The organism is Caballeronia sp. LZ043, from assembly GCF_031451075.1.
Taxonomy (GTDB): Bacteria; Pseudomonadota; Gammaproteobacteria; order Burkholderiales; family Burkholderiaceae; genus Caballeronia.
This window is the reverse complement of record NZ_JARUXT010000002.1, coordinates 1,010,503-1,024,459: the sequence shown is the minus strand read 5'-3', so window position 1 is coordinate 1,024,459 and position 13,957 is coordinate 1,010,503. Positions and strand designations below refer to the sequence as shown.

Here is a 13,957-nt window from a genome sequence, read left to right as displayed (position 1 = left end):
TCAAGGCTCGCGCGGCGTGCCGTTCACCTCGACGATATGAACCGGGATGGACTTCGCGCCGGGCACCTTGCTGTCCTTCGCGTAGTGCCATAGCGGCATCAACGGATTGCACTCGGGGTAATAGCCGGCAATGCATCCCTGCGGTATGTCGTACGGCTCGATGCGCAGGCCCACGACGCGCCGCTCGAAGCCGTCGTCGGCGATCGTTCGCAAAGTCACGCGATCATTTTTTTTAAGACCGTGGCGCGTCATGTCCGCCTCGCACATGAGGATCACCATGCGGCCGCCGCTGATGCCGCGAAAGCGATCGTCGTGGCTGTAGATCGTCGTGTTGAACTGGCTGTCGCTGCGCAGCGTCATGAGCCGCAGCGATTGCGGCTCGCGCTCGGGAATGTCCGGATCTTCACCGATGGTCTCGGGCACGAAGAACTCCGCCTTGCCGCTCTTCGTCTTCCACTTGCGCTCGCGCGCGGGCAGATCGCGCGGGAAGCCGCCAGGGGTCCACATGCGCGCATTGAAGTCATGAAAGGTCTCCGGATGCGTTTTCGCGATCTCATCGCGTACGAGCGCATAGTCGTCGCGCCAGCGTTCCCAGTCGACGGTCGAACGCTCGCGGAGCGTATGTTTTGCCAACTCGGCGACGATATGGGGCTCCGAGCGCGCATCGGCCGATGCGGGCTCGGCCACGCCGCGCGAGCCGTGAATGCAGCCCGTGCTGTCTTCCATCGACACCGCCTGGGCGCCGCTTGCCTGCGTATCGATCTCAATGCGGCTCAGGCATGGCAGAATGTAGGACTTCTCGCCGTGCACGAGGTGACTGCGATTGAGCTTCGTCGCGACATTGACCGTAAGCTTCAGATTGCGCCACGCTGGTTCAATGCGCAGACGGTCCGGCACCGATCGCACGAGATTGCCGCCGAGATTGACGACCGCGCTCACCTTGCCATCGAGCATTGCTTCGAAGGTCTCGACGATATTCATGCCTTTCTCGCGTGGCGGCTCGAAGTTGAACTGGCTCGCGAGCTTGTCGAGCGGCGCGAGCTCCGGCTTCTCGGTGATGCCGACCGTGCGCTGTCCTTGCACGTTCGAATGCCCGCGAACGGGCGAGGGCCCCGCGCCCGGCTTGCCGATGTTGCCGCGCAGAAAGAGCAGATTGCATAGCATGCGCACGTTCTGCACGCCCTGCCTGTGTTGCGTGATGCCCATGCCGTAATGCGCCATCACCGCGTTCGCGCGCATGTACTCGGCGGCGGCGGCTTCGAGATCGGCACGCGGCAAACCCGCCACACGTTCGATATCGTCCCACGACGCGGCGCGCACGTAATCCGCGAATGCTTCGAAGCCCACCGTATGCGTTTCGATGAACTCGACATCGAGCACGCGGGGCTCGACGAATTCCTTCGCGCGGTCGTCGGCGTGAACGACGGCCTTGCACATGCCGAGGATCGCGGCCGTGTCGCCGCCGGTCTTCACCTGATGATATTGCGTGCTGATCACCGTATGCGCCGGTGTCATCATCTCGAGCGGCGATTGTGGATTGGCGAACTTGATGAGCCCCGGCTCGCGCAAAGGGTTAAATGTAATGATCGGCACACCGCGCTTTCTTGCGTCTTGGAGCTGATGCAGCATGCGCGGACTATTGGTCCCGACGTTCTGCCCGAAAAAGAACATGAGATCGGTCTTCTCGAAGTCCTCGAGCCTGATCGTGCCGACGCCCACGCCGATCGCGGCCTTCAACCCGACGCTCGTGCTTTCGTGACACATGTTCGAGCTGTCGGGCAGATTGTTGGTGCCGTACATGCGCGCGAAAAGTTGGTACATATACGACGTTTCGAGCGATGCCCTTCCCGATGCATAGAACGACACGCGCTTCGGATCGAGCGCCCGCAACTCGCGACCGATGTCCTCGAATGCTTCGTCCCAGGTGACGCTCACGTACTTGTCGGTGGCGGCGTCGTAGCGCAGCGGCGCGGTGAGACGCCCCGCGTCTTCGAGATCGTGGTCGTGCCATGCGCATAGCTCCGTCACCGTGTGCAGCTCGAAGAACTGCGGCGTCATGCGCTTCGCGGTCAGGTCCCACGCGGTCGCCTTCGCGCCGCTCTCGCAGAACTCGAAGGTATGCGGGTCCGCCGGCTTGGCCCAAGAGCAGCTCACGCAGGCGAAGCCATCGGGCTTATTCTGCTTGAGCAGGACCGTGCTGTCCTTCAGCGGCACCTTTTCCTGGACGAGCGCGCCCGCAACCGCTTTCAGCGATCCCCATCCACCCGACGAATACGGGTATGCGGCGCTCTTGCGAACGCCGTTGTCTGATTGGGCCATGTTCTTTGCCTCCCACGTGTTCGATGTGTTTGCATCACGCGCGAGCAAATGGCGTTCCCTTTCGAGGGCCTTCGGCAAAGCGACCCGCTTGTGCACGATATTCGCGAATTTCCGTTGGAACAACGATTGCTTGGTCGAGCGTGGCTGTCGGGTTTCTGTCCATTTCCGACGCCGCGCACCCCCTTAGGACAATGGCCGACGTACCATGCAAAGCGCCCTGATCCCCGCCGGCATCCAGGCCAGCCGCATCCTCGATCTCTGGCATCTGACACTGGCAGTCTGCTGCATCGTCTTCGCGGCGATCCTGCTGGCCTGTCTGATCGCGATGGTGCGCGCCCCGCGCGCCACCCGCGCGACGCCAGCGGACGCATCCACGGTGAATCGGCCGCAACCGCGCACGCGCTTTTGGATGACTGCGGCGACCGGGCTTTCAGTCCTCCTTCTGTTTGGACTCGTACTCGCTGACGTCCTCACCGACCGTGCGTTGTCCCGTATGCCGGTCGACCATGCGCTGCGCATCGAAATGACGGGCTATCAGTGGTGGTGGCAGGCGCGCTATCTGTCCGACGGCGGTGCGCCCGGCTTCACGCTCGCCAACGAACTTCATGTTCCCGTGGGTCGCCCGGTCGTCGTCGCGCTAAAAGCTGCCGATGTCATCCACACGTTCTGGGTGCCGAACCTGCACGGCAAGAAGGACATGATCCCGGGACGCGACGCGACCATCGAGTTTCGCGCGGACCAGCCGGGCGTCTATCGCGGTCAGTGCGCAGAATTCTGCGGCTACGAACACGCGCTGATGGCCTTCTCCGTCACCGCCGAGCCGCCCGCGCAATACGAAGCATGGGCCGCACGGCAGCGCGCGCCGGCGGCGGAAGCGTCGGACAGTCTCGCCGCGCGCGGCCGCGACGTGTTCTTGACCCAGGATTGCGCGCGCTGCCATAGCGTTCGGGGCACGCCCGCGCAGGGAACCATCGGTCCGGACCTGACGCACGTCGCGAGCCGCCAATTCCTCGCCGCCGGCACGCTCGCGAACAATCGCGGCAATCTCGCTGGCTGGATCGTCGATCCTCGCACGCTCAAGCCGGGCACGGTGATGCCACCCACACGCCTGCCGCCCGACGACCTGCAGGCGCTGCTCACGTGGATGGAGACCTTGAAATGAGCGATACGCGACTGACGGACGGTCCGCGCGCAGCGCCCGAAGCGCGCGACGCGCTCGCGAGAACCTGGAGCGATTCGCCCGGCTTCATAGGCATGTTGAGCGCTAACAATCACAAGACGATCGCACGGCGTTTCATCGTCGCGACGTTCGTGTTCTTTCTGCTCGCCGGATTGCTCGCGCTCATTATGCGCACGCAGCTCGCGCGTCCGGATCAGCGCCTGATCGGACCGAACCTCTACAACGAGCTCTTCACGATGCACGGCACCACGATGATGTTCCTCTTCGCCGTGCCGGTGATGCAGGCGGTCGCCGCCTATCTCGTGCCGCTCATGATCGGCGCCCGGAGCATCGCGTTTCCGCGCATGAACGCCTATGCATATTGGGTGTTCCTGTTCGGTGGATTCCTGTTGTTCGGCGCGCTCGCCGTAAACACCGCGCCCAACGCCGGCTGGTTCAGCTACGTGCCGCTCGCCGGGCCCGACTACTCGCCCAACAAGGGCGCGGATATCTGGGCGCAGATGATCACCTTCACCGAACTGTCCGGCTTGCTCGAAGCGGTCGTGCTCATCACGACGATCTTCAAGATGCGCGCGCCCGGCATGTCGCTCAACCGCATGCCGCTGTTCGTCTGGGCTACGCTCGTCACACAGTTCATGGTGATCTTCGCGATGCCCGCTGTGATGCTGTGCAGCACCGCGCTGATTCTTGACCGGCTCGTCGGCACGCATTTCTATAACCCGGCAAAAGGCGGCGATGTCTTGCTATGGCAACACCTCTTCTGGTTCTTCGGTCATCCGGAGGTGTATCTGGTCTTCATCCCGCCGCTCGGCTTCATTTCGTCGATCATCCCGACCTTCGCGCGCCGTCCGGTGTTCGGCTATCCGGCGATGGTGCTGTCGCTGATCGCCACCGCGTTCCTCGCGTTCGGGCTGTGGGTGCATCACATGTTCGCGACGAACATCCCCGAGCTCGGCAAGAGCTTCTTCACCGCCGCCAGTCTGATGATCGCGATTCCGTCGGCGATCCAGATCTTCTGCTGGATCGGCACGCTCTGGACCGGCAAGCTGAATCTGCGCGTGCCGCTGCTCTTCGTGCTCGCGTTCTTCTTCATCCTCGTGATGGGCGGCATGACCGGCATCATGGTCGCGTCCGTGCCGCTCGATTTGCAGGTTCACGACACTTACTTCGTCGTCGCGCATTTGCATTACGTGCTGTTCGGCGGGGGCGTATTTCCGCTCTTCGGCGCGTTGTTCTACTGGTTCCCCAAGTTCGCGGGACGCATGCTCGACGAGCGTCTCGGCAAGTGGCAGTTCTGGCTCTTCTTCATCGGCTTCAACGTGACCTTCTTTCCGATGCATCTGCTCGGGCTCGAAGGCATGCCGCGACGCGTATGGACCTATCCGCACGGGCTCGGCTGGGACGGCATGAATTTCACCGCGACGATCGGTGCGTACATGATCGCGCTCTCCGTGCTGCTCTTCATCGTCAATGTCATGAAGAGTGTGCGCAGCGACGAACGCGCTCCTGCGGATCCATGGGGCGCGGGCACGCTCGAATGGAGCGTGCCGTCACCGCCGCCGCCGCATAACTTCGATGCAATACCGGTCGTGCACGGCCGCGATCCGCTGTGGGAGCCTTCCGCGCAGCCCGTCTTCGTCGCGGGGCTCGCCGCCGACGCACGCGAGGTGCTGGTCACGAGCGTTCTCGATGCGCAGCCCGATTACCGTCCGCTGTTTCCGAAGCCATCCGTGTGGCCGTTCGTGAGCGCCGTGGCGACGACCGTACTTTTCATCGGTTCGATCTATACGCCGTGGGCGATCGTATGGGCATCGCTCCCCGTTGCGGTCGCGATGATCGGGTGGTTCTGGCCGAATCGCGCGGAGAACCGGCTCGCCGTCGCCCGGGAGCGCCAGCCATGAGCGCCGAAACACGCACGGCCACATCGCGCCCCGAGGAGAACGGCACTGGCCAGCTCGTGCTCGACGTACGAGCCCTGCCCACCTTCGCCTTCAGTCATCGCAGCCTGATGTGGTGGAGCACGGCCGGCCTGATGCTGATCGAAGGCACGGTGTTCGCCATCGCGGTGATGATGTACTTCTATCTGCGCACGCGCGCGCCGGCCTGGCCAATGGCCGCCGACGCGCCGCGCTTGCTGTGGGGCACGCTGAACACGGTGGTGCTGATCGCGAGCCTCTGGCCCAACCAGCTGGCAAAGAACGCCGCAGAACGCGGCGATCGCAGCAAGGCCGCGCTCTGGCTGACGGTCTGCCTCATCGCGTCGCTGGCGTTTCTGGCGATACGCGGACTCGAATTCGCGTCGCTGAACGTGAGCTGGTACACGAACGCGTATGGATCGGTCGTCTGGCTGCTGCTCGGGCTGCACACGACTCACCTCATCACCGATACCGTCGATACGGCCGTGCTCACCGTGCTTCTCTTCACCGGGCCGTTCGAAGGCAAGCGCTTCGTCGATGTCAGCGAGAACGCGCTCTATTGGTACTTCGTCGTGTTGAGCTGGCTGCCGATCTATGGCGTGATCTACTGGGCGGCGCGGCTATGAAAACCTGGCTCGCGCTGCTCGGCGCTCCATCGATCGTGCTCGGCTGCCTCAGCGTGAACTACGCGCTGGTGACGCCCGCATGTCGGCTCGGAGGGCAGGCGTTGCTGCACGGCGTGAGCGGCGCGAGCGTGATCGTGTGCGTGGCCGCGACGCTGCTCGCCTGGCAGCGCTGGCGCGACGCGCGGCGTGCGCTCGCCCTGCCGACGCCCGATACCGCCGCTCGCCCCGCGCGCCCCGCGTTCCTCGCCGCGGTGGCGGCAGGCGTGGGCGTGCTGTCGATCTTGTCCGTCATCGCCATATCGATACCGCAATGGCTTCTGTCCGCGTGTTGAAACTCGCGCCGCTCTGCGCCCTCCTCGCGTGTGCCGATGCTCACGCGCATGTCCTCGCCGACACGGCGGAGGCGTCGCCGCTCGCATGGACGTTCGAGCCGTGGGTCGTCATCGTGCTGACAGTGAGTGTGATGCTTTATCTCGTCGGATATGTGAGGCTGCGCAAGCGCGGTGCGCAAGGCCGCCGCGAGCGCGCGACAAGGCTCTTTGCGTTCATCGGGGGCTGGCTCACGCTCGTGGCCGCGCTCGTGTCGCCGCTGCACGCGCTGAGCGAATGGCTGTTCTCCGCGCACATGCTCCAGCACGAACTCTTCATGCTCGTCGCGGCGCCGCTGCTCGTCATCGGTCGGCCGCTCGCCGTGTGGCTGTGGGCGTTCCCGGCGGATGCAAGAATTCGCATCGGCGCGGCGACGCGCTCGCGCTGGATAAGACTGCCGTGGCGCTGGCTCACATTGCCACTCGTCGCGTGGACGCTGCACGCCGCCGCGCTTTGGATCTGGCATGCGCCGCGCTTCTTCGAAGCGGCGCTCGCGCGCCCCGGCATCCACACGCTGCAGCATGCGAGCTTTCTCGCGAGCGCATTGCTCTTCTGGTGGACCGTGTTCGGCCGCGCATCGGAGACGCAAGGCGCGTCGAACGCGCACGCGATGCTTTCCCTCTTCACGACGATGGTTCACACCGGCGCGCTCGGCGCACTGCTTACTTTGGCGCCGGGCGTCTGGTATCCGTCGTGCATCGAGACGACGCGCGCGCTCGGCTTCGATCCGTTGCAGGATCAGCAACTCGGCGGCCTCGTGATGTGGGTGCCGGGCGGGCTCGCCTATCTGATGGGCGGCTTGCTCGTCGGCGCGCGCTGGCTGATGCGACGCCCGCCGCCGCGCTTGGGCGAGCGCATCTCCCGCGAGGGATGACAGCATGCGCCAGGTTCCGGTCGCGCTGTTGCTGATCGTCGCGCTCGCTGCTTGCAATGACAAGCCGCCGTCATCCGATTCGATCACCGGCGGCAATCCGCAGCGCGGACTCGAGGCGATTCAGCGCTATGGCTGCGGCGCGTGTCACCGAATCGACGGCGTGCCGGGCGCAATCGGCAAGGTCGGACCGACGCTGCAGAACATCGGCGAGCGCGCTTACGTAGCGGGCAAGTTGCCGAATACGCCGGAGAACCTGCAGACGTGGATTCGCTTCCCGCAACGCCTCGTGCCGGGCAGTGCGATGCCCGACCTCGGCGTGAGCGAGATCGACGCGCGCGACATCGCCGCTTATCTGTATCACCAATGACGATGAACGTTTCCCGCTTCCTCCTCATCCTGCTCCTGTGGCCTCTCACTGTCATGGCGGACGACGCAGCGCCCTCGCCCGAACTGCTTGCTCGCGGCGCGTATCTTGCGAAAGCCGCGGACTGCGCGGGCTGCCATACGGCGCCATCGAACGGCGCGCCGTATGCGGGTGGACTCGAGATGACGTCGCCCTTCGGGACCATCGTCAGTAGCAACATCACACCGGACCGTGAAACGGGCATCGGTGGGTACAGCTTCGAGGACTTCGCAAAGGCGTTGCGCGAAGGCGTGCGGCGCGATGGCAAAGGTCTGTATCCGGCGATGCCCTATCCCGCCTTCGTCAAGATCTCCGACGAAGACATGCATGCCCTTTACGCCTACATGATGCACGGTGTGCCGTCCGTGGATCATCGGCCACCTGAAACGAAGGTGCCGTTTCCGTTCAATCAGCGCTGGGCCTTGCGACTATGGCGGATGGCGTTCGCGCCGAAGCAGCCGTTCGAGCCGCACGCGGACCGCGATGCGGCGTGGAATCGCGGCGCGTATCTCGTGCAGTCCCTCGGGCATTGCGGCTCGTGTCACACGCCGCGTGGCATCGCCTATCAAGAGCGCGGTTATGACGAATCATCGAAGACGTTTCTTTCCGGCGGCATCAACGACAACTGGTTCGCGCCGAACCTGCGCGCGGATCCGGGCTCGGGGCTGGACCGCGTCACGGTCGAAGACCTCGCCGCGTTCATGAAGACCGGTCACGGCGCGGGCATCGTGGCGTACGGAAGCATGGTCGAAACGATCGAGGACAGCCTGCAATATCTGACCGATGACGACGTGCGCGCCATTGCCGTCTATCTGAAGACGCTGCCCGCGACGGGCGCCGCCGACGGCGTCTTCGATCCCGCGCTTGCGCAGCCCGGCCGCCTGAAGACCCGCGCGCCCGACTTTCCGCCTGCACAGGGCGCGGCCGTGTATGCGGGCTTCTGCGCGCAGTGCCATCGCGATGACGGCAAGGGGGTGCCGAACGCGTTTCCGGCGCTTGCCGGCAATCCGTCCGTCATCACCGAGGACACGACTTCGCTCATACGGCTCTTGGTCGAAGGCGGCAACAGTCCGGCGACGATACACGGCCCGCCGCGTCAAGCGATGCCGCCCTTCGCCGGACGCCTCACCGATGTCCAGATCGCGCAAGTGCTGACCTACTTGCGCGCGTCGTGGGGCAACGATGCGCGTCCGATCACGACCAACGATGTCGCGTCGATGCGCAGCAATCTGCATAAGTGACAGCTCTCCGTGCCGGCCGCGACACAGAAGTGGTCTCGTGGTCCGGCTATAGCGAGTGCCCTCGTACGTCTCACCGGGCTTGGATCGCGCGCGGTCCGTCACGTCGCGCCGCTTCACTTACCGGCGCAGCCATATCAAGCTCCGGCCCGCTTCGCGGCCGACGGGCCAATCGGGTCTGCGAGTGCGTTCGTCTTTTGTGAGCTTCTCTCGCATACCCGGCGGCAGCGCGTAGCGACGCGTCAGCGGACCGCGCGTCGCGCCAACGCGGCTATGGCGAACCCCGCAGCCAGCGCGACATAAGCCATCGCCAGCGAACGCGTCGACACATGCGCTTCGAATCCCGGCGTGAAGCGTTTCGGAACCACGTGGTAATCGACTACATAAGCGATGAGCGCGGTCGCCGCCGCAGCGCTCACGATGCCTGCGGGACGGCTCCGTCGTCCGCACAGCGATTCGAACAGAGCGCCCCAGAACAAGTGCGCTGCCCATATGAATCGTCGCCCCGAGCGCCGTGTACTTGATGCTCGGCGTCTCCTGCGACGATGCATCGGGCCACAGGCAGTGCGTCACGGCATTCAGCGCGGCGTACGACGCATGCCCCGCGCGCAGCGCCCCGGTCGATGCCGCCGAGGCCATTGCGAGCCCCGCTGCCGAACCCGAACAGAGGGCGCGAACGATCCGATCGTCGAATTGCTGTTTCATACGCTGCCTTCCTCTTTCTAACGTTTGCGAATCGCATACAGCCGCGTCGGCAACGCGATAGGACTGTGCGGATCGAACCAGCTCATCTCTGGGATGCGCGAATCGGTAATATAGATCGTGCCGTCGGCGCCTTCCGAGAATGTGTCGGGCCAGACGAGATTGCGGTCCCGCAGCAGCGTGTCGAAGCGCTCGCCGTCACGCACGCGAATCGCGTGATGCTCGACCGACGACACATAGAGACGTCCATGCTCGTCGAACCAGAGTCCGTCCGCGGGTCCATCGATAGCCACCGCCTCCACGCGCGCCGAGACCTGTTGCGGACTCAGTTGCGCGTTCTGCAGCGCGTCGGTTGCGATGCGATAAAGCGTCTTGCCCTTCACCGCCTGCCAATAGAGATAGCGTCCGTCCGGCGTCAGCGCGATGCCGTCCGCCGAAAAGCTCACGTGCCTGCCGTCCGTCTGTTGCAGCGGCTTGCCGTCGACCTTCACGGTGACGGTCTTGTCGGCCTGCGTGCTCGGATCGCCGTCGAGCACCCGTCGCGCGCTTCCGGAGGCCGTATCGACCACGACGATCGCGCCGCGCACGCCGGAATCGGTGATGTAGACGAAACGCCCGTCCGGACCGATACGCACGTCGTTGAGGTAGCTTCCTTGCGGCGCGATGGTTTCATCGAACGCGTAGACATGCGCGACGCGATTCGACGCCAGATCGATCTGCACGAGCTTCGGCGCGCCCGGCACGACGAGCGATTGCGCCGGCGCGCCGGGATCGATCACCCAGAGGTTTCCATGCTTGTCCGCCACGACGGACTGCACACATACCCAATGATCCTGAGGCGTGACTTGATCGCGGCGCGCGTTGCGCCAGCTATTCCATTCGGGATCGGGATAAGGACGCAGATCGCCGGACGCTCCGAGCTCCGCGACGGAGATGGGCGTGTCTTCCGTCCAGCGCGGGAAGTTGACGAACTTACGGCCATCCGGCGTGACCGTCACGCCCGTAACCTGATGTTCGAACGTAGCGATGAGCTGAAGCTGCGGACCGCCGCCGGCGTGATTGCCGCGCGCGTCCGCGCTCTCCTGCGCGACGCCCGCTTGAGCGAACGCGGCAAGGCTCAGTGTGAGAAAAAGAAAGCGGCACAGCGGCTTCGAGACGAGCACCATGATCGGCTCCAACGGTGGCATTGCGCGATGACAGCAATCGCGATGCCAAAATCGTTTGAAATCCCGCTTTCCTTTTCATTGACCTGCCTGGTGACGCGTAATGGCTGTCCGAAACGCTAACGTGGCGAACATGCAGCAAATCCTTGCTGCCTGGCGATGCAAACGCCCTTGCCAGCGGGGTTGTTAACTTGCGCAGTTACCAGGAAACGGTATATACCGTTATTGCCTACACGACGAACGCGACGTCCGCCCTCGGCGCCGCACCGCTCCACGCTGATCATGAGGGCGTGAAACAGGTAATCGCCATGCCAGACAAGCATCTCTCACGCGCCTTTGACGCCTCGCTCGATGCGCTCTCGACCCATCTTCTGGAGATGGGCGGTCTGTCGAAATGCAGATCGAACGCTGCCTGCGATTGCTGGACGCCTACGACCCTGCGCTCGCGCTGGAAATTCGCGCCGGAGAGCGGCTTCTCAACTCATGTGAAATCGAGATCGACGATGAAATACAACATGTGATCGCCCGACGACAGCCCGCTGCCTGCGACCTCAGGCTGCTGATGGCCATGTCCAAATGCGTGGCGAACCTCGAACGCATGGGCGATGAAGCGCGAAAGATGTGCAAACGGATGCGGCGCATTTCCGAAAGTGGTGAAACGGCAAGCTTCCATGTCGCCGAACTGAAGAAATGGGGCGAGATGGCTCACGTCATCCTGCATCGGGTGCTCGACGCATTCGCACGAATGGATACCATCGATGCGGCGCGCATCGTACGCGACGATAAAGCCATTGACACAGTGTTCCGCTCGTTTTCCCGCAGCCTCGCCGTGCAGATGCATGCAGCACCCGGAACCATCCCGGTCGCGCTCGAATACCTGTTCATAGCCAAGGCTCTGGAGCGGATCGGAGATCACGCCAAGAATATCGCTGAGTTCCTCGTGTTCGTGGTCAAGGGCCGGGACGTGCGTCACATATCGCTGGACGAACTCGAACGAGAGGCCTTGGCGAATTGACGGCGCCTTCTCGACGATTGTTTTATCGCGACGAGCCGCTGAAGGACCCTTCCTGGAGACGTTCTCGCAGCCGCTTGGCATCGAACGGCGCCTGTACTTTTTGATCGTTGTCGAAGTAACAGAATACATCGCGCGATGCGCGGCTTCGCGGCTTGTGCGCCGTGATTAGCCGGGCATCCTCGGCCTGCGTTCCCTTTGCCCAGCACACGATGCGATGCGCCCATGCGTCGAGTGCCTCGTCGGTATACGCGCCGCCGTAAAGCGTTTCTGTGCCGTGCAGACGCATGTACACGAAATCGGAGGTCAAATCTTCCGCGTATGGCCAGCCAGCCGTGGAGTCCGATACGACCAGCGCAACGCCGTGTTTGCGCAGCAAGCGTACGAAGGTCTCGTCAAGAAAGCTCGGATGTCGAATCTCGACGGCGTGCCTCAACACCCGGTTTTTCCTTGGCGCATCGAACCACGGCTCCTTTACTCGCGTGTCGTGCCGCTGAGCGAACGCAGCGGCGCAGGCCGCATCCTCCGGCAAGAGCGCGAGGAAGCGCTCGAAGTCGTCCACATGAAAGGCGAAGCTCGGCGGGAATTGCCAGAGAAACGGGCCGAGCTTTTCGCCAAGGCCCAGTACGCCGGAGGCGAAGAAGTTCGCCATCGCGGGGATGGCCGTTTCGTCGCGAAAGCGCAGCATGTGGGTGAGATAGCGAGGGCCCTTTACGCTGAAAACGAAGTCGTCTGGCGTCGCGTCATGCCATGTACGCCAACTCGATGCGCGTTGCAGGGAGTAATGCGAGCCGTTGATTTCAATGCTCTGTATCCGGCCCGACGCAAATTCGAGTTCGCGCGCCTGCGGGAGTTTGGGCGGATAGAAGACGCCGCGCCAGCCCGTATATGGCCGGCCCGAGATGCCGATGCGCACGCGGCCCGTCATGACCCGCGCTCGTACGCATTTTCACGCGGCGGACGCGTATTTGCGCAGGCTGCGCAGCAGCCTTCGTGGACATCAAAGGCATCGCCCATCGAGACTGCTTCCTCCTTGCATGAGGCGCTCATGCTTTTAGCGCAGGAAGCGGGGCAACCGGCGTCCCTGTGTCTCGCGCACATAGCGCCGCGCCGCCGCGACCAGCAGCACGCCCGCGACTCCCATGAGCGCCGCACGCGCGCTCATGGGATGGGTATGCGCATCGGTGTAAAAGCTGCGTTCGCGGACCCGGCCGTGCCGTCCGGACCGTTCGCTCAGGCCTGTGCCGCTCTCATGGAGCGCATCGCCGTCGCGCCGGGGCTCGCTCGTGAGCTGGGCCTTGACGCCGAGCCGGCGCATCATCGCGTCGTACACGCGCGGCGCCGAGCGCCCGAACCACGCCATGCCGCGCGACGCGCCACCCGCGTAGACATCGCGCTGCGGATGAGCCGCCGCGTGCAGTATTGCTCGCGCGACAACATCGGGCGCATACACCGGCTGCGGCAGCTTCGGCTGGTGATCGAGATAGTTTTTCGCATGCTCGACGAAAAGCGTGTCGATGCCCGCAGGCTTGACGAGGGTCACCGAGACCGGTGCGCGCTCGTCGGCGAGCTCGATGCGCAGTGCATCGGTGAAACCCTTCACGGCATGCTTCGATGCCACGTAGGCACCTTGCAGCGGAATGGCGACATCCGATAGCTCGCTTCCGAGATTGATAAGCGCGCCGCCCCGTTCCCGCAAATGCTGCACGGCGACGACCGAGCCGTTGACGACGCCCCAGTAATTCGTATCGAAGAGCTTGCGCTGGTCCTCCAGTGGTACATCGACGCAGCGGCCGTACAACGAGACGCCTGCATTGTTGATCCAGGTGTCGAAGCCGCCGAAACGCGAGATCGCCTTATCGGCCGCGACCTGCAGCTGGGCGCGGTCGCCGACATCGGCGACGGCGTACGAGACACTGTAGCTTCGATCTCGCGACAACTCGCTGGCAAGCTCGGATAGCGCCTTTTCATCGCGCGATATGAGCATAAGCCTGGCGCCGCGTCGGGCAGCGGTGCGCGCGGTGACGAGCCCGATTCCACTCGTCGCGCCCGTGATGACGATGACCTGTTCGTGTAGAGGTTTGAGTCTGATTCGCATGGTGCACTCGCTGCGTGAGAGGAATCCATGCGCTCAAGCATTACGCGTTCCTCAGCA

Annotated in this window: 12 protein-coding genes and 1 pseudogene; 8 read left to right on the top strand and 5 right to left on the bottom strand. The window is 63.9% G+C overall.

Annotation, left to right across the window (positions count from 1 at the left end; all coding sequences use genetic code 11):
• Positions 1–2,319: an FdhF/YdeP family oxidoreductase gene (locus tag QCE64_RS18235; protein ID WP_310005280.1), complete on the bottom strand. Its 2,319-nt coding sequence runs from the start codon at positions 2,317–2,319 to the stop codon at positions 1–3.
• 205 nt (positions 2,320–2,524) lie between these two features.
• Between QCE64_RS18235 and coxB the strand changes: the two genes are divergently transcribed.
• From coxB to QCE64_RS18200, 7 genes are read left to right on the top strand one after another with little or no spacing between them, the layout of a single operon-like run.
• A complete protein-coding gene (gene coxB / locus QCE64_RS18230) occupies positions 2,525–3,481 on the top strand; it encodes a cytochrome c oxidase subunit II (protein ID WP_310005278.1) in 957 nt (318 codons plus the stop codon).
• Positions 3,478–5,400 (top strand): cytochrome c oxidase subunit I, encoded by a 1,923-nt coding sequence (ctaD, locus tag QCE64_RS18225; RefSeq protein ID WP_310005276.1) that lies wholly within the window; start codon positions 3,478–3,480, stop codon positions 5,398–5,400. The genes coxB and ctaD overlap by 4 nt, the downstream gene beginning before the upstream one ends.
• Positions 5,397–6,041, top strand: a complete 645-nt coding sequence (locus QCE64_RS18220; RefSeq protein WP_309839527.1) for a cytochrome c oxidase subunit 3 — start codon at positions 5,397–5,399, stop codon at positions 6,039–6,041. The genes ctaD and QCE64_RS18220 overlap by 4 nt, the downstream gene beginning before the upstream one ends.
• A complete protein-coding gene (locus tag QCE64_RS18215) occupies positions 6,038–6,373 on the top strand; it encodes a hypothetical protein (RefSeq protein ID WP_310005274.1) in 336 nt (111 codons plus the stop codon). The genes QCE64_RS18220 and QCE64_RS18215 overlap by 4 nt, the downstream gene beginning before the upstream one ends.
• Complete coding sequence (locus QCE64_RS18210) at positions 6,352–7,284, top strand: cytochrome c oxidase assembly protein (RefSeq protein ID WP_309839524.1); 933 nt, start codon at positions 6,352–6,354, stop codon at positions 7,282–7,284. The genes QCE64_RS18215 and QCE64_RS18210 overlap by 22 nt, the downstream gene beginning before the upstream one ends.
• Positions 7,285–7,288: 4 nt before the next feature.
• On the top strand, positions 7,289–7,651 hold the full coding sequence (locus QCE64_RS18205; RefSeq protein ID WP_309839522.1) for a c-type cytochrome: 363 nt from the start codon (positions 7,289–7,291) through the stop codon (positions 7,649–7,651).
• A 2-nt stretch (positions 7,652–7,653) separates the two neighbouring features.
• Positions 7,654–8,928: a cytochrome c gene (locus QCE64_RS18200; RefSeq protein WP_309839520.1), complete on the top strand. Its 1,275-nt coding sequence runs from the start codon at positions 7,654–7,656 to the stop codon at positions 8,926–8,928.
• 239 nt (positions 8,929–9,167) lie between these two features.
• Here the strand turns inward: QCE64_RS18200 and QCE64_RS18195 are convergent, their stop codons facing one another.
• Together QCE64_RS18195 and QCE64_RS18190 are read right to left on the bottom strand one after the other, a co-directional pair.
• The gene (locus QCE64_RS18195; RefSeq protein WP_310005272.1) at positions 9,168–9,404 is read right to left on the bottom strand and encodes a hypothetical protein; all 237 of its coding nucleotides are present in this window, start codon (positions 9,402–9,404) and stop codon (positions 9,168–9,170) included.
• A gap of 243 nt (positions 9,405–9,647) precedes the next feature.
• Positions 9,648–10,793 (bottom strand): L-dopachrome tautomerase-related protein, encoded by a 1,146-nt coding sequence (locus tag QCE64_RS18190; RefSeq protein WP_310005270.1) that lies wholly within the window; start codon positions 10,791–10,793, stop codon positions 9,648–9,650.
• A 305-nt stretch (positions 10,794–11,098) separates the two neighbouring features.
• On the opposite strand from QCE64_RS18190, the pseudogene phoU reads away from it, so the two are divergent.
• Positions 11,099–11,805: pseudogene (phoU, locus tag QCE64_RS18185) on the top strand (phosphate signaling complex protein PhoU).
• A 22-nt stretch (positions 11,806–11,827) separates the two neighbouring features.
• On the opposite strand, the gene QCE64_RS18180 reads toward phoU, so the two are convergent.
• A complete protein-coding gene (locus tag QCE64_RS18180) occupies positions 11,828–12,730 on the bottom strand; it encodes a DUF72 domain-containing protein (protein WP_310005268.1) in 903 nt (300 codons plus the stop codon).
• 126 nt (positions 12,731–12,856) lie between these two features.
• Positions 12,857–13,900, bottom strand: coding sequence for an SDR family oxidoreductase (locus tag QCE64_RS18175; protein WP_310005266.1), 1,044 nt, complete (start codon positions 13,898–13,900; stop codon positions 12,857–12,859).
• Positions 13,901–13,957: the final 57 nt, after the last annotated feature.

What these genes read in the sequence shown, in the direction of transcription:
- QCE64_RS18235 (WP_310005280.1), bottom strand. Translation starts at nt 2,319, where the DNA reads ATGGCCCAATCAGACAACGGCGTTCGCAAGAGCGCCGCATACCCGTAT.
- coxB (WP_310005278.1), top strand. Translation starts at nt 2,525, where the DNA reads ATGCAAAGCGCCCTGATCCCCGCCGGCATCCAGGCCAGCCGCATCCTC.
- ctaD (WP_310005276.1), top strand. Translation starts at nt 3,478, where the DNA reads ATGAGCGATACGCGACTGACGGACGGTCCGCGCGCAGCGCCCGAAGCG.
- QCE64_RS18220 (WP_309839527.1), top strand. Translation starts at nt 5,397, where the DNA reads ATGAGCGCCGAAACACGCACGGCCACATCGCGCCCCGAGGAGAACGGC.
- QCE64_RS18215 (WP_310005274.1), top strand. Translation starts at nt 6,038, where the DNA reads ATGAAAACCTGGCTCGCGCTGCTCGGCGCTCCATCGATCGTGCTCGGC.
- QCE64_RS18210 (WP_309839524.1), top strand. Translation starts at nt 6,352, where the DNA reads ATGGCTTCTGTCCGCGTGTTGAAACTCGCGCCGCTCTGCGCCCTCCTC.
- QCE64_RS18205 (WP_309839522.1), top strand. Translation starts at nt 7,289, where the DNA reads ATGCGCCAGGTTCCGGTCGCGCTGTTGCTGATCGTCGCGCTCGCTGCT.
- QCE64_RS18200 (WP_309839520.1), top strand. Translation starts at nt 7,654, where the DNA reads ATGAACGTTTCCCGCTTCCTCCTCATCCTGCTCCTGTGGCCTCTCACT.
- QCE64_RS18190 (WP_310005270.1), bottom strand. Translation starts at nt 10,793, where the DNA reads ATGGTGCTCGTCTCGAAGCCGCTGTGCCGCTTTCTTTTTCTCACACTG.
- QCE64_RS18180 (WP_310005268.1), bottom strand. Translation starts at nt 12,730, where the DNA reads ATGACGGGCCGCGTGCGCATCGGCATCTCGGGCCGGCCATATACGGGC.
- QCE64_RS18175 (WP_310005266.1), bottom strand. Translation starts at nt 13,900, where the DNA reads ATGCGAATCAGACTCAAACCTCTACACGAACAGGTCATCGTCATCACG.